This is a genomic window from Pseudomonas sp. GW823-FHT05G12 (genome assembly GCF_058795575.1).
The window spans coordinates 1,763,786-1,783,574 of record NZ_CM179501.1 but is presented as its reverse complement, the minus strand read 5'-3'; the positions used below and the strand labels follow the sequence as shown (position 1 = coordinate 1,783,574).

Here is a 19,789-nt window from a genome sequence, read left to right as displayed (position 1 = left end):
GAGCCTGCCATGTCGGTCGATCCGCAAAAACTTCTCCGCGAGCTGTTCGACACAGCCATCGCCGCCGCCCACCCCCGTCAAGTCCTCGAACCCTACCTGCCCGCCGATCGCAGCGGCCGGGTTATCGTCATCGGCGCCGGCAAGGCCGCAGCTGCCATGGCCGAAGTGGTCGAGAAAAGCTGGCAGGGCGAAGTCTCCGGCCTGGTCGTGACCCGTTACGGCCACGGCGCCAACTGCCAGAAGATCGAGGTGGTCGAAGCCGCCCACCCGGTCCCGGACGCTGCCGGCCTGGCTGTGGCCAAGCGCGTGCTGGAACTGGTCAGCAACCTCAACGAAGAAGACCGCGTCATCTTCCTGCTGTCTGGCGGTGGCTCGGCGCTGCTGGCCCTGCCTGCCGAAGGCCTGACCCTGGCCGACAAGCAGCAGATCAACAAGGCACTGCTGAAATCCGGCGCCACCATCGGCGAGATGAACTGCGTGCGCAAGCACCTCTCGGCGATCAAGGGCGGGCGCCTGGCCAAGGCCTGCTGGCCGGCCACGGTCTACACCTATGCCATTTCCGATGTACCGGGCGACCTCGCCACGGTAATCGCCTCCGGCCCCACCGTGGCCGACCCGAGCACCTCGGCCGACGCCCTGGCCATCCTCAAACGCTACAACATCGAAGCGCCCAAAGCGGTCATCGACTGGCTGAACAACCCGGCCTCGGAAACCGTCAAGGCCGATGACCCGGCCCTGGCCCGCAGCCACTTCCAGTTGATCGCCAAACCCCAGCAGTCGCTGGAGGCTGCCGCGGTCAAAGCCCGTCAGGCCGGTTTCAGCCCGCTGATTCTCGGCGACCTGGAAGGTGAATCGCGCGAAGTGGCCAAGGTGCATGCTGGTATCGCCCGGCAAATCGTTCAGCACGGCCAGCCGCTCAAAGCGCCCTGCGTGATCCTGTCGGGTGGCGAAACCACCGTGACCGTGCGCGGCAATGGCCGTGGCGGGCGTAACGCCGAGTTCCTGCTCAGCCTCACCGAAAGCCTGAAAGGCCTGCCGGGTGTGTACGCCCTGGCCGGTGACACCGACGGCATCGATGGCTCGGAAGAAAACGCCGGCGCCTTCATGACCCCAACCAGCTACGACCGCGCCGAAGCCTTGGGCCTGTCGGCCAGCGACGAGCTGGACAACAACAACGGCTACGGCTACTTCGCCGCGCTGGATGCGCTGATCGTCACCGAACCGACCCGCACCAACGTCAACGACTTCCGCGCCATCCTGATCCTCGAGACTGCCCAATCATGACGCCTGATAAAAAAGTAAAGATCCTCGCCACCCTTGGCCCTGCGATCAACGGCATCGACGATATCCGCCAGCTGGTCGAAGCCGGGGTGAACATCTTCCGCCTCAACTTCAGCCATGGCGAGCATGCCGACCACGCCCTGCGCTACCAGTGGATCCGCGAAGTCGAGCAACAGCTGAACTACCCGCTGGGCATCCTCATGGACCTGCAAGGGCCGAAGCTGCGCGTTGGCCGCTTCGCCGAAGGCAAAGTGCAGTTGCAACGCGGGCAGGCCCTGCGCCTGGACCTGGACAAAAACCCGGGCGACAGCCGCCGGGTCAACCTGCCGCACCCCGAAATCATCGCCGCCCTCGAGCCCGGCATGGACCTGCTGCTGGACGACGGCAAACTGCGCCTGCGCGTGACCGCCAAGCACAGCGACGCGATTGACACCGAGGTGCTGAACGGTGGCGAGCTTTCCGACCGCAAGGGCGTCAACGTACCGCAAGCGGTGCTCGACCTCTCCCCGCTCACCGAAAAAGACCGCCGCGACCTGGCCTTTGGCCTGGAACTGGGTGTGGACTGGGTCGCCCTGTCGTTCGTCCAGCGCCCTGAAGACATCGTCGAAGCGCGCCAGCTGATTGGCGACCGCGCCTACCTGATGGCCAAGATCGAGAAACCATCGGCCGTCGAGCAACTGCAAGCCATCGCCGAGCTGGCAGACGCGATCATGGTGGCCCGTGGTGACCTGGGCGTGGAAGTACCGGCCGAAAGCGTGCCGCAGATCCAGAAGCGCATCATCGGCACCTGCCGCCAGCTGGGCAAACCCGTGGTGGTGGCCACGCAGATGCTCGAATCCATGCGTTTCTCGCCAGCGCCAACCCGTGCCGAAGTCACTGACGTGGCCAACGCCGTGGCCGAAGGTGCCGACGCTGTGATGCTGTCGGCCGAGACGGCCTCGGGCGATTACCCGCTGGAAGCTGTGCAGATGATGAGCAAGATCATCCGCCAGGTGGAGAATGGCCCGGACTACCAGGCCCAGCTCGACGTCGGCCGGCCAAAGGCCGAAGCGACCGTGTCGGATGCCATCAGCTGCGCCATCCGCCGCATCAGCGGCATCCTGCCGGTGGCAGTGCTGGTCAACTACAGCGAGTCGGGCGCCTCGACATTGCGGGCTGCACGCGAGCGGCCACGGGCACCGATCCTCAACCTGACGCCGAACCTGAACACCGCACGCCGCCTGAGCGTGGCTTGGGGTGTGCATTCGGTGGTCAACGACCGCCTGCGTCAGGTGGACGAGGTGGTTTCCACTGCCCTGGAGATTGCCCAGGCGCAAGGCATGGCCAGCCGTGGCGACACGCTGCTGATCACCGCTGGCGTGCCTTTCGGCAAGCCGGGTACGACTAACACGCTGCGGATCGAGACTTTGATCTGAGATTGCCGGGGGCGCGTTGCGCCCCTTTCGCGACACAAGGCCGCTCCCACAGGGCCGCGCTGGCACAAGGAAATGCGATCCCTGTGGGAGCGGCCTTGTGTCGCGTTTGGAGGGCAAAGCCCTCCCCGAATACCGCTCTACCCGACCGCGGAAAACCGAGGCCCAAAGAGGCCCACCGCTCCCCCATCAACCTCACTGACTGCCCCATGTACACCAAAAATTTCGTCAACCCGTGCCCCGACTGGGCCACGGCGTTACTCAACGGCTTCAGCCAGGTGCTGCTGCTGCGCAACCCCCTGTGCGGCCTGTGCTGCCTGCTGGCCATCCTGCTGACAGCACCCAACCTGGTCGGCGGCGCGCTGCTTGGCGCCCTGGCCGGCCTGCTCACCGCCCAGGCACGCGGCTATGACCGTGCCGACCGCCAGGCCGGGCTTTACTGCTACAACGGCGTACTGATCGGCATCCTGATCAGCGCCGTGCTGCCCTGGTCGGCCATATTGCCCCCCCTGATCATCGCCGCCGGCGGCCTGTCCAGCATCATCACCCACCAGTGGCGCAAGCGCGGCGGCAAGTTGCTGGTCGCCTACACCGCCCCCTTCGTCATGCTCGGCTGGGCCACACTGCTAATCGCCAGCCCCTCGCCCAGCGGCTTCGTCGAAGCTGACCTGCTGTATGCGTTGGCCCGCGGCATAGGCCAGATCTTCCTGCTCGACCAGCCCTTGGCCGGGTTGCTGATCATCGTCGGCATGTTCATCGCCAATCCCTATGCGGCGCTGTGGGCGGTGATCGGCTCGGCCATTGGCGGCGGGGTGGCGCTGCTCGCCGATCGACCGCAAGCTGCCTGGTTGGGGCTATACGGTTTCAACGCAGCCCTGGCGGCACTGGCCTTCAGCAGGCGAGGTGAAAAACCCTGGGTGACCCTGCTGGCGATTGCCCTGGCCTTGCTGCTGCAACCCCTGTTCAAGCTGATGCCTGTGCCCGGCCTGACCGCGCCCTTTGTCGCCGCCTGCTGGCTGATGCATGTAGCTGATCACCTAGGTCACAGGACACAGAAAGACAGCTCACATCGATTACCGAACTAACGGGGGGCAGATATCCACTCCGCCTCTGGCAGCCTAATGGGAGCTGGATCGGGTGCCGAGGAAATACCCTTTGGCGGGCGCGGTGGCGGAGACGGAGACGGAGGTAGAGGACGAAGAGGCTTCGGAAGAGAGCGTAGCGCTAGCTGCTCATCTAGCCTGCTCTGCAGCACTTGATTCTGTTCTTGAAGGCGAACGTTGTCTGCTTGAGAGCGCTCCAACTGTTTCCGAGTAGCGCCCAAACCATCAACCTTGACCACCGTAAACCGACCATCCTTACCTCTGGAAATTTCGTATCCAGCACTACCAATACCCAAGCTGTAAGCTTCAGAGCTGTTCGCGAAATGATTCTTCACTCCCCTTTTGAAAATTTTCGGTATGCCGAAGCGCTTAAACTCAGCAGTTAGCCCAGTTTTCACACGTTTCATCTGACCTGACGGGTCAGAGCTGTTTATCGGATCACCCTCACAATAACAGTAAGCATTCAGCCCACCATTCCCAAAAGGGCTTAAACCATCCGGGCTGTAAAAACGCATAAAAATGGGGCTATAGAATCGGTGACCATTGCCCAGCGCATAGGCTTGCAAGATGCCATCGTGCCGTTCGCCATTGAAACCCAATGAAGGAATCGGCCAATTCAGTGAATACCCATAAGCTGCGTATGACCGTATCCACTTCGTCTGAGCACGCTCAACAGCAATTTGCTCGGGTAACTGTCCACTCTGCAGTTTCATGCTCGCCTCCCCCCTGACCCTACGGGATTCTGCCCCAGCCAATCCGATCCGGAGAACTAGCAATTTTAACAGTTCATTCGTTGCAGCCTTGGGCAAAGACCCTCTAGGCTTTCCGCTTTGCCTTCGGAACCCGCTACATCATGGTCTTCCAGACCGACACCCTAGCCGGTCGCCGCTTCGACAAGATCCTGCTGTTGATCATCCTGGCCAGCCTGGTCACGGTGATCCTCGACAGCATCGACGAAGTGCACCAGAGCTAAGCCGGCTTACTGGCCGCCATCTGTACTCAAGCTCAGCCCGTACCTCAAGCAGGCCCATTACCTGATGGAGGCGCTGCGCGGCAGCAAGCAGAAGAACATCGTGTTCCTGGTGAGGCGGCGTTCTGTTCTCGCTGTGGGAATGGGTTGTTTCCCAAAGCGTGATAGCGCCTGCGCCGCCTATTCGCGGGCCGCTCCGACAGGGCCGCGCTGGCACAAGGAAATGCGATCCCTGTGGGAGCGGCCTTGTGTCGCGATTGGAGGGCAAAGCCCTCCCCGAATACCGCTCTACCCGACCGCGGAAAACCGAGGCCCAAAGAGGCCCACCGCCCCCCATCAACCTCACTGACTGCCCCATGTACACCAAACATTTCGTCAACCCGTGCCCCGATCGAGCCACGGCGTTACTCAACGGCTTCAGCCAGGTGCTGCTGCACACCCCCCTGGCCATCCTGCTGACCGCGCCCAACCTGATCGGCGGCGCCCTGTTTGTTGCCCTAGCCGGTCTGCTGGCGAACGCCCTGGCCTTGCTGCCGCAACCGCTGTCCGGCCTTCTACCTATGGCAGCGCTGATCGCACCATTTGTAGTTGCCTGCTGGTTAATGCATGTAGGTGACAGTGCGTTTACTCAGCTAAGCCTCAGAAGAATCAATCGTCGCGTCGATAGGCAAGTTAGCTCTTAAATTCGCCCCTGCAGCCGGTAGTTGAGGGTGTTGTGGAGTAATCGGTGGCATTGCGCTGGTTTTTTCTTTAGGAACAAGATCCATTGTTGATGAAAAACCCCTGCCAACCGGCATCATAGGAACATGGTCGAGACTCACTTCAATGCCATTTTTTTGGTATTTAGCAGGATTCGACAGCAAATCGAAACTGGTTCTAGACGCATAAGAGAAGCTCCCGTCCACTACATTCACCTCAATATAAGATGAACCTACCTTTACCGTAAATCTAAACGTTCCTTTCTGCTCGGCAATCGCCTGCATCGGCTCGCGTAAGAACTTCTTGGCTCTCGTCCGCTGCGCCAAGTTCACATTCTTCTGCTTCATGAACTTACCGAAACCGGTTTTTACTCCTGCGTTGCCTGAGGGGTCGGTATGGTTCACAGGATCTCCACCGCAATACATGTATGCATTCACGCCACCTCTGCCAAAGGGGCTCAAACTGTCTGGACTGGAAAAACGCATAAGTGCAGGATTGAACAGCCGCTTCCCACTGCCCAGCAGATACCCCTGCGTTCCTCTCTCCAACCACTGCCCATTGAACGCCAAGCGCGTTGCGCTCTCGATGCACTGTAAAAAACCAAATGGTGTGTAAGCTAACAAAGTGTGCCCCAAACGCTGCCGGCTTACTGCTTTTGACTGGTCGTTCATTTCCCGCCTCGCTGTCAATGAAATACCCAGTCTTATACTGAGGCCTCGACGAGAACCTTAGTACTGGCATTTTTAGCAGGTGACATGATTCACCTTTCCGTAGCAGGCCCTGTGCATCTAGTCTTGCATCTCAAGCTTTCGGAACCTGCACTTCATGACCGCACCTCTGCCTTTACGCGAACGCCTCTACATCATGGTCTTCCAGACCGACACCGTAGCCGGTCGCCGCTTCGACAAGATCCTCCTGCTGATCATCCTGGCCAGCCTGGTCACCGTCATTCTCGACAGCATCGACGAGGTGCACCAAGGCTACGCCGGCCTGCTGGCCGGCATCGAGTGGGGCTTTACCGCGATCTTCCTGGCCGAATACATCACCCGCCTGTACTGCTCGCCCAAGCCGTTGCGCTATGCCTTCAGTTTCTACGGCCTGGTCGATTTACTGGCGATCGTGCCGGGGATCCTCGCGCTGTACTACAGCGACGCCCAGTACCTGCTCATCATCCGGGTCATCCGGATGCTGCGGATCTTCCGTGTACTCAAGCTCAGCCCGTACCTAAAGCAGGCCCATTACCTGATGGAGGCGCTGCGCGGCAGCAAGCAGAAGATCATCGTGTTCCTGGTGACGGTATCGACGCTGGTGACCGTGTTCGGCACGCTGATGTACGTGATCGAAGGGCCTGAGCATGGCTTTACCAGCATCCCCAAAGGCATCTACTGGGCCATCGTTACCCTGACCACAGTGGGCTTTGGCGACATCGTGCCGAAGACCCCGCTGGGGCAGGTGCTGTCGTCGCTGGTGATGATTACCGGCTACTCGATCATTGCCGTGCCGACCGGCATCTTTACCGCCGAGCTGGCCAATGCCATGCGTGGGGAGCAGCTGCAGCATGATTGCCCGACCTGCCACAAGAAGACCCACGAGCAGGGGGCGGCGTTCTGTTCTCGCTGTGGGAATGGGTTGTTTCCCAAAGCGTGATATCGCCTGCGCCGGCCTCTTCGCGGGTAAACCCGCTCCTACCAACAGGCAGGGACCGTGCGCGGTCCCCCGTAGGAGCGGGTTTACCCGCGAAGAGGCCGGCACAGGCAGAAGCATAACCAAAGCATTTTTTGTTCTTTAACCCGTGTAAACCCACCCGTTATAGTCGCTGGCAATCTGCCCCAACACCCTTCAAGAACAAGGAAGCAACGTGAAAAAACTCTTCACCGCCTCGCTGCTCGCCGCAGGCCTGGCCTTGGGCAACCTCGCCCAGGCCGCCCCCACCCTGCTCAACGTTTCCTACGACGTGATGCGCGACTTCTACAAGGACTACAACCCGGCCTTCCAGAAGCACTGGGAAGCCGAGCACAACGAGAAGGTCAACGTGCAGATGTCCTTCGGCGGCTCGAGCAAGCAGGCCCGTGCAGTGATCGATGGCCTGCCGGCCGATGTCATCACCATGAACATGGCCACCGACATCAACGCCCTGGCAGACAACGGCAAGCTGGTGCCCGACAACTGGGTCACCCGCCTGCCGAACAACAGCGCGCCGTTCACCTCGGCCACTGTGTTCATCGTGCGCAAGGGCAACCCGAAAGCCCTGAAAGACTGGCCCGACCTGCTCAAGGACGGTGTCCAGGTGATTGTGCCCAACCCGAAAACCTCGGGTAATGGCCGCTATACCTACCTGTCGGCCTGGGGCTACGTACTCAAGCAAGGCGGCGATGAAAGCAAAGCCCGCGACTTCGTCGGCAAGCTGTTCAAGCAGGCACCCGTGCTGGACACCGGTGGCCGCGCCGCCACTACCACGTTCATGACCAACCAGATCGGTGACGTGCTGGTCACCTTCGAGAACGAAGCCGAGATGATCGCCCGCGAGTTCGGCCGCGACCAGTTCGAAGTGGTCTACCCAAGCGTATCGGCCGAAGCCGAGCCACCGGTGACGGTGGTCGACAAGGTAGTGGCCCGGAAAGGCACCCAGGCCGTGGCCGAGGAATACCTGAAGTACCTGTGGTCACCAGCAGCCCAAGAGATCGCCGCCAACAACTACCTGCGCCCGCGTGATGCGACGGTACTGGCCAAGTACACCGACCGCTTCCCGAAAGTGGACTTCCTGTCGGTGGAGAAAACCTTCGGTGACTGGCGTACCGTGCAGAAGACCCACTTCAATGATGGTGGGGTGTTTGACCAGATCTATACCAGTCAGTAACGCACAAGCAACATCAAACCCGGCGGAACACCAAGGCCTTCAGCCCCCCCGCCGGGTCAACGTCCGGAAACTCCGGCGGGTTTTCCAGGCGCTCGACATAAGCCAACGAAGGCGCCTGCTCTGCCATGCCTTCAATCAGAAACTCAGGCCCGATCCCCGGGTCGTTGACACACGCCAGCACCGTCCCGCCTTCGCTCAACAACTCCGGCAAACGCCGCAGGATCTTTGCGTAATCCTGGGTCAGCACAAAGCTGCCACGCTGGAAGGTCGGCGGGTCGATGATGATCAGGTCATAAGGCCCGTACTTACGCACCTTGCCCCACGACTTGAACAGTTCATGCCCCAGGTACGCCACCCGTGATGCATCGTGGCCATTGAGGCGATGGTTGTCCCGGCCTCGCGACAGGGCCGACTTGGCCATATCCAGGTTCACCACCTGCTCAGCGCCGCCGGCAATCGCTGCCACGGAAAAGCCGCAGGTATAAGCGAACAGGTTCAGCACACGCTTGCCCGCCGCCTGCTCGCGCACCCAGCGGCGGCCATAGCGCATGTCGAGGAACAGGCCATTGTTTTGCCGCACGCCCAGGTCCAGCAGGTAGGTCAGGCCGTCCTCGATCACTTCGCGTTGCTGGCACGGCTCGCCCAGCAGCCACTGGCCCGGGCTGTCGGGCAGGTAGCGGTGCTGGATGATGACTGCCTGACCCGTCCACTGCGGGCGCTCGGCCAAGCTGCGCAGCATGGCTTCCAGTTCGGCGAGCTGGCCCTCGGGCGGCTCACGGAACAAGGCGACCGACAGCACGCCCTGCAGCCAGTCGACGGTGACCTGCTCCAGGCCCTGCCAGCAGCGGCCGCGGCCGTGAAACAGGCGGCGGGTTTCCCGTGGTGCAGGGTCAAGGGCGGCAAGCAGGTGTTGCTCAAGGGTGTCGATGGGCGAGGTCATGGCGGATCGCAGGCTGGCAAAAAGCGGCATTCTACCTTGCGGGCCTCTTCGCGGGTAAACCCGCGCCTACAGGATGGCGCGCCGAGCGGAACCACCACCCCTGCTGCATCCCCGCTGCCGCCAGCAGGATCAACCCCACGCCCAGCCACTGCAGCGGCACCAGGCGGTGCCCGAACGCCACCCAGTCCACCAGAATTGCCGCAATCGGGTAAATGAACGACAGCGCACCGGTCAACGCCGTGGGCAAACGCTGGATGGCGCTGTACAACAGCACATACATCAGGCCGGTGTGCACCATCCCCAGTGTCAACAAGCTGGCCAACGCCGGCACTTCGACCGGCAACCCGCCAAGCGTGACCCATGGCGCCAGCAGCAACACACCCGTGGTTACCTGAATCAACGCAATCAGGTGCGGGGGCGTGCCACTCAGGCGCTTGATGATCAAGGCCGCGATTGCATACAGAAACGCCGCCCCCAGCGCCAGGGCAATCCCCAGCAGATAGTCCTCGCCATTACTTTGCCCAGCGCCGTGGGCACTGACGATGGCCAGCATGCCGAGGAACGCCACACTCAACCAGGTCACCTTGGCCAACGTGATCTTTTCGCCCAGAAACAGCGCCGCCAGCCCCACCAGCATGAACGGCTGCACGTTGTACACCGCCGTGCCAATGGCAATCGACGCCCGTGCGTACGAAGCGAACAACAGCAGCCAGTTGCCGACAATGGCCACCCCGCTGGCAATCGCCAGCAAAAATGCCGTGCGGCTGATCACGCCTGGGCGCAGAAAGCCAAACGCGGCGCAAATCGCCAGCAAGGTCACGGCACCGAACACGCAGCGCCAGAACACCACATCCAGCACCGGCTGGCCGGACACCAGCACGAACCAGCCAATGGTCCCGGAAATCAGCATGGCGGCCACCATTTCCAGCGAGCCGCGGCGCAATGAACTGTCCATCTCAAACCTCCCTTTGATAATGGCCACAGTATGCAAAGGCTGAAGGCGGGCCATCCAGCGGATAACCAAGGCGTTTTTGCCAACCTGCCTTTACTATCAAGGCAGATAACACGAATTACCTGATGAGGTGAGCATGACCGATGCCATTGACCAATTATTGATCAACGCACTGATGGAGGACTCGCGCCGCTCGCTCAAGGCTCTGGCGCAGGTCAGCGGGCTGTCCGCACCCAGCGTCAGCGAGCGCCTGCGGCGGCTGGAAGAGCGTGGCGTGCTGCGCGGCTATACCGTGGAGGTCGACCCACGCGCCTTTGGCTACCAGTTGCAGGCGATCGTGCGTATCCGTCCGTTGCCGGGGAAGCTGCAAGAAGTGGAGCGCCAGATCATTGCCATCCCTGAGTTCACCGAATGCGACAAGGTCATTGGCGAAGACTGCTTCGTCGCCCGACTGCATGTGCGCTCGATGGAGCAGTTGGACACGCTGCTCGACCTCATGAATGTGCTGGCTGAGACCAATACCGCGATCATCAAGAAGACCCCGGTCAAGCGGCGGTTGCCGCCAATGGATTGATCGGCCCCTGTACTGGCCTCCTCGCAGGCGTGCTCGCGAAGAGGCCAGCACAGGAAAAGCTGACTATTTTTTGTACACAAAAACGTAACCATAGGTGCCATTTTTGTGTGCACTTTCTTCAGTAGCGCCCCAATTCGTTACACACTTTCCTCCCGTTATTTTGACCAATTGATCAACTAATCAATCTTTCAAAAATTTAAACTTGTTCATACGGTCAACTTATATTCTCTGTATTTCATTAACTTACCTTTTAACAAGATAAGTTCGAAATCATCACCTGTTGAAACCTGCTCTTCCCTTGGCATGGAACTCGCTTTTGTGTGTTCGTGTTTTGTATACAACTTAAACAAACATAGATACACAAGAATCCGCGACGCCGACCCAATGTCAGCCACCGCGCCCACAACCCTGTGATGCCAACGCTGCATCGACGAGATGGCGAGCCCGTGCGCATGCCCGCTCATCGCAGTCCAAGCGCATCAGGAGCCCGCCGGAATGAGTAGCAGCCTCGACCTTGCCCCTGAACTATCCGTCGCCAGCACACACCCCGCGTCCACGCTTGCCGGCCACCAGCCGGACCTTGTTCTCAGCCCGCGCCTGCATAACCGCGACCTGGCGCCAACGCGTATGGAAGGCCGTCGCTGGGGCGGCTACAGCATCTTCGCGCTGTGGACAAACGATGTGCACAATATCGCCAACTATTCGTTCGCCATGGGCTTGTTCGCCCTCGGCCTGGGTGGCTGGCAAATTCTGCTGTCGCTGGCCATCGGCGCGGCACTGGTGTACTTCTTCATGAACCTGTCGGGTTACATGGGGCAGAAAACCGGGGTACCGTTCCCGGTCATCAGCCGCATTGCCTTCGGCATCCACGGCGCGCAGATCCCGGCGCTGATCCGTGCCGTCATCGCCATCGCCTGGTTCGGCATCCAGACCTACCTGGCATCGGTGGTGCTGCGGGTGCTGCTCACCGCCGTGTGGCCGCAACTTGCAGCCTACGACCACGACAGCATCCTCGGCCTGTCGAGCCTGGGCTGGGTGTGTTTCGTGTCGATCTGGCTGGTGCAGCTGGTGATCCTGGCCTACGGCATGGAGATGGTGCGCCGTTACGAGGCCTTTGCCGGGCCAGTGATCCTGCTGACCGTCGCCGCCCTGGCGGTGTTCATGTACTTCAAGGCCGACGCGCGCATTGCCTGGTCGGTGGCTACGCCGCTGACCGGCTACGAGATGTGGCGCAACATCTTTGCCGGCGGCGCACTGTGGCTGGCGATCTACGGCACCCTGGTGCTGAACTTCTGTGACTTCGCCCGCTCCTCGCCTTGCCGCAAGACCATCCGCGTGGGCAACTTCTGGGGCCTGCCGGTAAACATCCTGGTATTCGCCGTGATCACCGTGGTGCTGTGCGGCGCGCAATTCCAGATCAACGGCCAGATCATCGACAGCCCGACGCAGATCGTCGCCGCCATACCCAGCACGCCATTCCTGGTGCTCGGCTGCCTGGCCTTCCTGATCGTCACCGTGGCGGTGAACATCATGGCCAACTTCGTCGCCCCGGCCTTCGTACTCAGCAACCTGGCGCCGCGCCACCTGAACTTCCGGCGTGCCGGGCTGATCAGCGCCACCCTGGCGGTGCTGATCCTGCCCTGGAACCTGTACAACAGCCCGCTGGTGATCGTGTACTTCCTGTCGGGCCTGGGCGCCCTGCTCGGCCCGCTGTACGGCGTGATCATGTCCGACTACTGGTTGCTGCGCAAAGGCTGCATCAACGTGCCGGAGCTGTATACCGAGCACCCTGCCGGCGCCTATCACTACAGCAAGGGCATCAACCTGCGCGCCGTGGCCGCCTTCGTGCCGGCCGCACTGCTGGCCATCGTGCTGGCCCTGGTGCCCAACTTCCAGGGCATCGCGCCGTTCTCCTGGCTGATTGGTGCCGGCATCGCCGCCGCCCTGTACCTGCTTATCGCGCCACGTAACCGCCATTACCACGACGTCAGCGGCGAGTGCATCGCCGTCGACCACAGCGGCCATTGATCAAGGAGGACTGCCCATGCGTATTCTGATCGCCAACGTCAACACTACCGAAGCCATCACCCACGCCATTGCCGAACAGGCCCGTGCGGTGGCCGCACCCGGTACCGAAATCGTCGGCCTGACACCCTGGTTTGGCGCCGAATCGGTGGAGGGCAATTTCGAGAGCTACCTCGCGGCCATCGCGGTGATGGACCGGGTACTGGCCTTTGAAGGGCCTTACGATGCCGTGATCCAGGCCGGTTATGGCGAGCATGGCCGCGAAGGCCTGCAGGAACTGCTCAACGTGCCTGTGGTGGACATTACCGACGCCGCCGCCAGCACGGCAATGTACCTGGGCCACGCCTATTCCGTAGTAACCACGCTTGACCGCACCGTGCCACTGATCGAGGACCGCCTGAAGCTCTCGGGCCTGTATGACCGCTGCGCCTCGGTGCGAGCCAGCGGGCTGGCGGTGCTGGAACTGGAAGCCGACCCGCTGCGGGCCGTGGAGGCGATTGTCGAGCAGGCCGAACGCGCCGTGCGCGACGACAAGGCCGAGGTGATCTGCCTGGGTTGTGGCGGCATGGCCGGGCTGGACGAGCAGATTCGCCAACGCACCGGCGTGCCGGTGGTGGATGGTGTGAGTGCAGCGGTGACCATTGCCGAATCGCTGGTGCGCATGGGTTTGAGCACGTCCAAAGTGCGCACCTATGCGACGCCACGGGCGAAGAAAGTGGTGGGCTGGCCGATGCGCTTCGGCCGCTAGACATCCTTCGCCTGTACCGGCCTCTTCGCGGCTGAAGCCGCGCCTACAGAACCACCACCCGCCTGAATACCGTGGGGTCCTCGTAGGAGCGGCTTTAGCCGCGAAGAGGCCGGCCCGCTTAACGCATCATCTCGGCCAAGCGCTGCGCACTGCCACAGGCCAAGGTGAATCCCAACGCCCCATGCCCCAGGTTCAGCCACAGGTTGCGGTACACTGTCCCACCTATGATCGGCACCCCGGTCGGTGTCGCGGGTCGCATCCCCGCCCACTCCACCGCCTGGCCATAATCCGCCGCCCTTGGCAGCGTCTCCAGCGCCAGCCGCCGCATGCTCTGCAAACGGCGCATGTCCACCGACTCGTCGAAGCCGACAATGTCCACCATCGCCGCTACCCGCAGCTGCTGCCCCAGGCGTGCATAGACAATCTTGCGCTCATAGTCGGTAAGGCTCACCTCCGGGGGCAGATGCCCGGCGCTGATCGGCGCGGTCAGGCTGTAGCCCTTCAACGGGTAAACCGGTATCTGCACCCCCGGTAATGCCAAGCCTGGGCCGCGATGCCCGGCACACAGCACCAACTGCTCCACGTCCAGCTGCTGATCGCCCAGTTGCAGTGCCACGACCTGGCCCTGGCGCTGAACCAATTGCGTCACCGGCCGGCCAAGCAGGAAACGGCACTGGCCCGACGCGCGCAACAGCGCTTCCAGCCGCAAGCAAAACACGTGGCAATCGCCAACCTCTTCGCCCGCCGTGAACACGCCACCCACAAACGGTGCGCCATCCAGGGCAGGCTCCAGCCCGCGCAGCTCGGCAGCCGCCAGCACCTGCTGACTGGCCGGGTCCGTCAACTGTTCCCGGCCTTGGGCAAAGGCCCGCTCACTGCGAAAAGCCACCAGCTTGCCATTGCGCCGCCAGGCGAAATCCCCCAGGTTCTGGTCTTCGCGCCACTGCGCCAGAACGGCCTGGCTGCACAGCGCCAGCTCAAGCAATTGCCCGGCATTACGGCGATTGACGCTACGCCGGCAAGCCAGGGTGAATGCCAGCAGCCAGCGCCACTGGGCCGGGTCCATGCGCAAGCGCAGGCGCAATGGCGACTCGCCCTGCAACAGCCAGCCCAGCGCCTGCCACGGCACCCCGGCATCAGCCAGCGGCGCTACATAGCGATAGGACAATTGCCCGCCATTGGCGAAGCTGGTGGCCGACGCCAGGCTGTCGCGGGCCTCGATCAGGTCAACCGACCACCCTTCCCGCACCAGCGCGTAAGCCGTCGCCAGGCCCACCACTCCACCACCGATCACTGTTACCCGCTGCTTCATCGCTCATCCCTGTTCCGGCTTCCTTGCCAAACAGTACCAGCGGATCAGGTCGGGCAGCTATGCGCACCGTCATTCAGGCCCTGGCGCACATTGCGGCTCAGCAGGCTGGCCTTGCCATCGCGCCAGGTCAGGGTCAATACGTAGAGGGTGTCGAAGTCTTCGCCGCTCCAGTCCTCGGTGATCACCCGCTCCTCCCCCAGGGCCTTGCCGGCCACGGTGTTGATCAGTTCCGGCAGGTAGCCGTGGGACCAGGCCGTGTAGATGGTCGCATTGCGGTATTTGTCGCTCAGCAACTCATCGGCCAGTTCGGCGGTGTCGTTGGCGCCGTAGTCGATATTCACCGGCAAGCCGAGGCGGATGGCACTGGGGGTGATGGTCATCAATGGGCGGATATAGCTGTAGCTTTCGTCCCGGCTGCCTTCCTCGACATGCCGCGTGGGGTTGGCGGCAAACACATAGTCGGCCTTGCCGAAGCGCTCGGGCAGTACAGTGGCCAGGTCCAGCGCACGGTTGAGGCCTTGGCAGTTCAACTGCCCGAGCCCCTCGCCCGGCTTCTCGCCATGACGCAGAAACACCAGGGTCTGGGTGCCATCCACCGGTTGTGCCCGGCTTTCGACAGCCTCCAGCGCCAACGGCGCGGCGATGGCAGTGAGCACCAGGCTCAGCAGCAAGTGACGGCGACGGCGAAAGAATGTTGGCAACTTCATCAAGGCAGGCTCGTGTGGCAGAGAATATCGGGTTTACCCGCCACATCGCCCGGCCAGTTGCAGGGCGCCCGTGCAGTGAATGCCATCCTTGGCAACGCGTGAGGGTCAGAGTGCCCCGAACCCGTTTGGTTCCTCCCTGGAGGTGATTGCCGTTCCCTAGGCAAGGCCTAGGTTAGGGGCTGGGTGTTGCGCAATTGTGTAAGGTGCAAGAACCTCGGGTTGCAACGTGACCACTCAATCATCCCGCGTGAGCACTTCCAGCAGTTCGATCTCGAAGGTCAGGTCCGAATTCGGCGGGATCTTCCCTACGCTGCGTTCGCCATACCCCAGGTGTGCCGGTACCTGCAGCTTGCGCTTGCCGCCAACGCGCATGCCCATCAGGCCTAGGTCCCAGCCTTTGATTACCCTGCCGGTACCGATCACGCACTGAAACGGCTTACCGCGCGACCAGGACGAGTCGAACTCGCTGCCATCGGCCAGCCAGCCGGTGTACTGGGTGGTGATCAGGGCACCCTTGACGGCGGCTTTGCCGTCTCCCTCGACCAGGTCGATGATCTGCAGTTCTTGGCTCACGGGTACACTCCAAACGCTGAAAAACAAAACCGCCCTTTTCTCAGGAATGCACCGGTTTGGCAAGTTCACGCAGAATTGTACGGAGGCATTCGCCGACGGAATGCCTCCGTACAGACATGACGTTGAATCAGCTGTTCTGCTCGAACACCTCTTGGCCGGACAGCTCCTTGGTCTGATTGGCGAAGCAGTACCACGCGGGTTTCTCTTCGACGAAGATCTGCAGGTCGAAATCCCAGGCTTGGTCGCCATCGAGTAGGCCGACCGGCACGGCATGGAAGTCGTTGGCCTTGAGCCGGTAGTACAGGTGCGTACCACAGCGGCCACAGAAAGCACGCTGGGCCCAGTCGGACGAATCATAGACGCTGGGCGCACGCCCTTCGATCAGCGGAGGCTTGCTGCAGTGCACCACCAGCAGCGGGCCGCCGGTCCACTTGCGGCACATGCTGCAATGACAAGCGCTGATATGGGTATTGTCGACGGTGACCGTCAGCCGCGTGTCGCCGCACAGGCAGGTGCCGTGTTTTTCCAGGGCCATGGGTGGCTCCTTGAACGGAAAGATGGGCCTGCAATTATAGAAGCCACCCAGGGCATCGCACGCCGTACTAGATGTACACATTGCCCCGCAGGTACAACGCCGCCCGCCCACTGATGATCACGCGGCCATTGCCCGGCACTTCGCACTGCAACTGCCCTTTGCGTGCCCCGCCCTGCTCGCAGCTCAGCACGTTCTTGCCCAGCCTTTGGGCCCATAACGGCGCCAGCGAGGTGTGTGCCGAACCGGTTACCGGGTCTTCATTCACACCAACCCGCGGGCCGAACCAGCGGGTGACGAAGTCAAAGCCACGCCCTGCCGCGGTCACGGCAATGCCACGGACGTCGAAGGCCGACAGCGCAACAAAGTCGGGTTTCAACGTTTCGAGCAGCATGGCGTCATCGATCACCACCACATAATCGTCGCTAAGGTACACCGCCTTCGCCTGGCTCAAGCCCAGCGCCTGCAACAGGCCCGCTGGCATGTCGACCGCTACGGGTTGTTTGGCGGGGAAGTCCATGGCCAGCAGGCCATCAGCGCCACGGCTGACGCGCAACTCGCCACTGCGGGTATTGAAGCGCAGCACTTGCGCCTGCTCACCCAGTTGCTCGAACAGCACGTACGCCGAGGCCAAGGTAGCATGGCCGCACAGGTCGACTTCCACGGTGGGGGTGAACCAACGCAGGTCGAACGTTTCGCCTTTGCGCACGAAGTAGGCTGTTTCTGACAGGTTGTTTTCTTCAGCGATGCGCTGCAGCACATCGTCCGGCAGCCAGCTGTCCAGCGGGATCACTGCGGCCGGGTTGCCACCGAACGGTTCAGTGGAAAAGGCATCGACCTGGAAGATTTCGAGTTGCATGCACACACTCCTTGTTGCCCGGGCGCTGCCAGGCAGATATCTGGAAAAAGGGTTAAGGGCGTACCGGGGTCAAAACTGGCTCACCGGCAAAGAACGCCTGCAGGTTGCGCAGCACCAAGTCCACCGTGTCGCGCGCGGCTTCTGGCGACTGGCCAGCCACGTGGGGTGTGAGCACGGTGTTGGGCAAGGCCTTGAGTGCATCGGGCACTGTCGGCTCGTCATCGAATACATCCAGCGCGGCGCCAGCCAGCTGGCCACGCTGCAATGCAGCAATCAGGGCCTGGGTGTCGACCACGCTGGCACGGGCGATGTTCACCAGATAGCCGTCAGCCCCCAGGGCCTGAAGGACGTGGGCATCGACCAGATGCCGGGTGTTGGCGCCACCGGGGGTGGCCACCACCAGGATGTCGACGGCTTCAGCCAAGTGTCGGGGGCTGTCGTACCAGGCATAGGGCACATCCTGGCGTGCTGTGCGGCTGTGGTAGCTGACGTGCATGTCGAAGCCCAAGTGGGCCCGCTTGGCGATCGCCAGCCCTACTGCGCCGAGGCCGAGAATGCCCAGGCGTTTGCCGCTCACCGAGGGGCTGATCACCCGGTTCCATTCACCGCGCCGCGTGCTGGCATCGGCACGGGGGATGTCGCGCAGCAGCGCCAGCAGCAGGGCCAGGGTGTGGTCGGCGACGGCTGCGGCATTGGCCCCGGCGCCATTGGTGACGGTTATGCCGCGTGCGGCGGCGGCGGCCAGGTCGACCTGCTCATAGCCGGCGCCGATCACGCAGATGATCTGCAATCTGGGTAATGCGTCAATTTCGGTGGCGGATAGCCCCAGCGGCCCACGGGTGAGTACCGCATCGATTTCTTCGGCGTGGCGATGAATGGCATCGGCGCGCAGTTGCGGCGAAGGGGCACGGATCAGGTGGTAACCGGCCTGCTCCAGCATGGGCAGGTAATCGTCGACGGTTTCCACCAGTACCAGGACTGTCTTGCTCATGCCACCTCCGGGTGAATTCGAGGCGTCATTATGCGGAGTCACCGGCCGGTACAGTCAATGGAAATAACAAGGCAAAACTGTACTGTGCTGTTGCTGTTGCTGTTGCTGTTGCTGTTGCTGTTGCTGTTGATCTTGATCTTGATCTTGATCTTGATCTTGATCTTGATCTTGATCTTCGCGACTTCAGGAGGCCGAACGCAGGCCTTGCGGAGGCAGGTGACGGGCATGGATGCCCGTCAAGCGCTGAGGCCCCAGGATGGGGCCTTCGGCGCGGTCCTGCCGGGAGCAAGGCCGGAGTGAGGGGACCCCGGAGCGCAGCGCAGGGGCCGGATGATGGGAGCGCAGCGTTTTTTGGTTACTTTTTGTCGCGTTTGACAAAAAGTGACTCGCCGTAAGGGCGAAAAGGTGAGTCAGCGTCGCCATCGCAAACGGACGGTTCGCTGAGTCAAAACAGACGAGTTCGCTTCTTGCTTCTTGCTTCTTGGATGTGGGCATCCACATCGCGTAGGTATTCATTCGCGCAGGGGGCGCATAGTCACCCTTCCGCCCTTACGGCGGGTCACTTTTTGTCAAACGCGACAAAAAGTAACCAAAAAACGCTGGCTCCTATCATCCGGCCCCTGCGCTACGCTCCGGGGTTCCCTCGCTACGGTCTTGCTCCCGGGAGTACGCGCTGCAGGCCCCATCCATGGGGCCTCAGCGCTTGACGGGCATCCATGCCCGTCACCTCCCTTCGCAAGCCCTGCGCTCGGCCTCCTGAAGTCGCAATCTGCGTCGCTTGAACTATCGCGCGCTTACAAGCAAAAGCAAAAGCAGAAGCAGATACAGAAACAGCGTTACTGTGCGAACGCCCGCCCTAACCCACCTGGTACACCACTGCTGTCAGTTTCCTGCCAAGGCCCATTCGGGCTCAACGACCAGCTCCAGCCGTTATCAAACCGATAGTAGGTACGCTGCCGGTAGAAGGTATTGGGCTGTTTCTCCAACACATATACACCCAGCTTGGGATCCCAGTGGCTTGCCCCGCCAGGCGGTGGCGCAAAGCTGGCCGAGGTGCGCGGCATGGGCTTGGGTATCGCCGCCGGCTTGCTCGGCGAAGTGGCAGGCTGCCTGCCCGGCAAGGGCTTGACCACCGGCCCCGACGGCGGCACACGCTCGATCGGTGGCGCGGGCTGCTCGTACGGCTCATGCACCGTACACGCAGACAAACCCAGGGCCAGGGTAATCAGGGTCAGGCGGACGGTGCTGTGCATG

Annotated in this window: 19 protein-coding genes and 3 pseudogenes; 10 read left to right on the top strand and 12 right to left on the bottom strand. The window is 61.9% G+C overall.

The features are described from left to right. Positions 1-9: 9 nt before the first annotated feature. From AC3RCM_RS08280 to AC3RCM_RS08270, 3 genes are all read left to right on the top strand, one after another. Positions 10-1,284 carry a glycerate kinase type-2 family protein gene (locus AC3RCM_RS08280; RefSeq protein ID WP_020192149.1) on the top strand — a complete coding sequence of 425 codons (1,275 nt, stop codon included), beginning with the start codon at positions 10-12 and terminating at the stop codon, positions 1,282-1,284. Beyond that, on the top strand, positions 1,281-2,696 hold the full coding sequence (pyk, locus tag AC3RCM_RS08275; RefSeq protein ID WP_064493253.1) for a pyruvate kinase: 1,416 nt from the start codon (positions 1,281-1,283) through the stop codon (positions 2,694-2,696). The genes AC3RCM_RS08280 and pyk overlap by 4 nt, the downstream gene beginning before the upstream one ends. A gap of 206 nt (positions 2,697-2,902) precedes the next feature. Continuing rightward, positions 2,903-3,778, top strand: coding sequence for an urea transporter (locus AC3RCM_RS08270; RefSeq protein WP_492629501.1), 876 nt, complete (start codon positions 2,903-2,905; stop codon positions 3,776-3,778). Here AC3RCM_RS08270 and AC3RCM_RS08265 read toward each other — a convergent pair. Continuing rightward, on the bottom strand, positions 3,775-4,509 hold the full coding sequence (locus tag AC3RCM_RS08265; protein ID WP_104887841.1) for an RHS repeat-associated core domain-containing protein: 735 nt from the start codon (positions 4,507-4,509) through the stop codon (positions 3,775-3,777). The two genes, AC3RCM_RS08270 and AC3RCM_RS08265, sit on opposite strands and share 4 nt — an antisense overlap. Positions 4,510-4,649: 140 nt before the next feature. Between AC3RCM_RS08265 and AC3RCM_RS08260 the strand changes: the two are divergent. Together AC3RCM_RS08260 and AC3RCM_RS08255 are read left to right on the top strand one after the other, a co-directional pair. Next, positions 4,650-4,905, top strand: a pseudogene (locus AC3RCM_RS08260) (hypothetical protein); the annotation flags it as partial. 217 nt (positions 4,906-5,122) lie between these two features. Further along, positions 5,123-5,278, top strand: a pseudogene (locus AC3RCM_RS08255) (urea transporter); the annotation flags it as partial. 564 nt (positions 5,279-5,842) lie between these two features. On the opposite strand, the pseudogene AC3RCM_RS08250 reads toward AC3RCM_RS08255, so the two are convergent. Then, positions 5,843-6,136: pseudogene (locus tag AC3RCM_RS08250) on the bottom strand (RHS repeat-associated core domain-containing protein); the annotation flags it as partial. Positions 6,137-6,290: 154 nt separating this feature from the next. Between AC3RCM_RS08250 and AC3RCM_RS08245 the strand changes: the two are divergent. Beyond that, positions 6,291-7,112, top strand: a complete 822-nt coding sequence (locus tag AC3RCM_RS08245; protein WP_064493256.1) for an ion transporter — start codon at positions 6,291-6,293, stop codon at positions 7,110-7,112. A gap of 211 nt (positions 7,113-7,323) precedes the next feature. Further along, positions 7,324-8,322, top strand: a complete 999-nt coding sequence (locus tag AC3RCM_RS08240) for a sulfate ABC transporter substrate-binding protein (protein ID WP_492629500.1) — start codon at positions 7,324-7,326, stop codon at positions 8,320-8,322. 13 nt (positions 8,323-8,335) lie between these two features. Here the strand turns inward: AC3RCM_RS08240 and AC3RCM_RS08235 are convergent, their stop codons facing one another. Further along, positions 8,336-9,262, bottom strand: a complete 927-nt coding sequence (locus AC3RCM_RS08235) for a class I SAM-dependent methyltransferase (RefSeq protein WP_371928137.1) — start codon at positions 9,260-9,262, stop codon at positions 8,336-8,338. Positions 9,263-9,293: 31 nt separating this feature from the next. Continuing rightward, positions 9,294-10,217 (bottom strand): DMT family transporter, encoded by a 924-nt coding sequence (locus AC3RCM_RS08230; protein WP_409312940.1) that lies wholly within the window; start codon positions 10,215-10,217, stop codon positions 9,294-9,296. A 133-nt stretch (positions 10,218-10,350) separates the two neighbouring features. Here AC3RCM_RS08230 and AC3RCM_RS08225 point away from each other — a divergent pair, with 133 nt between their 5' ends. The 3 genes from AC3RCM_RS08225 (at position 10,351) to AC3RCM_RS08215 (ending at position 13,561) form a co-directional block, all read left to right on the top strand. Beyond that, positions 10,351-10,788, top strand: a complete 438-nt coding sequence (locus AC3RCM_RS08225) for an Lrp/AsnC family transcriptional regulator (RefSeq protein WP_003254357.1) — start codon at positions 10,351-10,353, stop codon at positions 10,786-10,788. 495 nt (positions 10,789-11,283) lie between these two features. Next, positions 11,284-12,816, top strand: coding sequence for an NCS1 family nucleobase:cation symporter-1 (locus AC3RCM_RS08220; protein WP_047604158.1), 1,533 nt, complete (start codon positions 11,284-11,286; stop codon positions 12,814-12,816). Positions 12,817-12,832: 16 nt separating this feature from the next. Beyond that, positions 12,833-13,561: an aspartate/glutamate racemase family protein gene (locus tag AC3RCM_RS08215; RefSeq protein WP_010955048.1), complete on the top strand. Its 729-nt coding sequence runs from the start codon at positions 12,833-12,835 to the stop codon at positions 13,559-13,561. Between the two features lie 118 nt (positions 13,562-13,679). Here the strand turns inward: AC3RCM_RS08215 and AC3RCM_RS08210 are convergent, their stop codons facing one another. The 8 genes from AC3RCM_RS08210 to AC3RCM_RS08175 all read right to left on the bottom strand — a co-directional run bounded on the left by AC3RCM_RS08210 (position 13,680) and on the right by AC3RCM_RS08175 (position 19,788). Beyond that, entirely contained in the window at positions 13,680-14,873 is a 1,194-nt protein-coding gene (locus AC3RCM_RS08210) for a D-amino acid dehydrogenase (protein ID WP_492629499.1), read from the bottom strand. 44 nt (positions 14,874-14,917) lie between these two features. Beyond that, a complete protein-coding gene (locus AC3RCM_RS08205; protein WP_064493261.1) occupies positions 14,918-15,580 on the bottom strand; it encodes a histidine phosphatase family protein in 663 nt (220 codons plus the stop codon). A gap of 234 nt (positions 15,581-15,814) precedes the next feature. Beyond that, entirely contained in the window at positions 15,815-16,153 is a 339-nt protein-coding gene (locus tag AC3RCM_RS08200; protein ID WP_104961068.1) for an FKBP-type peptidyl-prolyl cis-trans isomerase, read from the bottom strand. A 127-nt stretch (positions 16,154-16,280) separates the two neighbouring features. Then, positions 16,281-16,688, bottom strand: coding sequence for a GFA family protein (locus tag AC3RCM_RS08195; RefSeq protein ID WP_004577113.1), 408 nt, complete (start codon positions 16,686-16,688; stop codon positions 16,281-16,283). A gap of 67 nt (positions 16,689-16,755) precedes the next feature. Beyond that, on the bottom strand, positions 16,756-17,544 hold the full coding sequence (locus tag AC3RCM_RS08190; RefSeq protein ID WP_010955053.1) for a PhzF family phenazine biosynthesis protein: 789 nt from the start codon (positions 17,542-17,544) through the stop codon (positions 16,756-16,758). A gap of 52 nt (positions 17,545-17,596) precedes the next feature. Continuing rightward, the gene (locus AC3RCM_RS08185) at positions 17,597-18,535 is read right to left on the bottom strand and encodes a 2-hydroxyacid dehydrogenase (protein ID WP_492629498.1); all 939 of its coding nucleotides are present in this window, start codon (positions 18,533-18,535) and stop codon (positions 17,597-17,599) included. A gap of 38 nt (positions 18,536-18,573) precedes the next feature. Further along, positions 18,574-18,762 carry a hypothetical protein gene (locus AC3RCM_RS08180; protein ID WP_492629497.1) on the bottom strand — a complete coding sequence of 63 codons (189 nt, stop codon included), beginning with the start codon at positions 18,760-18,762 and terminating at the stop codon, positions 18,574-18,576. Between the two features lie 609 nt (positions 18,763-19,371). Then, positions 19,372-19,788 carry a hypothetical protein gene (locus AC3RCM_RS08175; RefSeq protein ID WP_003254373.1) on the bottom strand — a complete coding sequence of 139 codons (417 nt, stop codon included), beginning with the start codon at positions 19,786-19,788 and terminating at the stop codon, positions 19,372-19,374. Position 19,789: the final 1 nt, after the last annotated feature.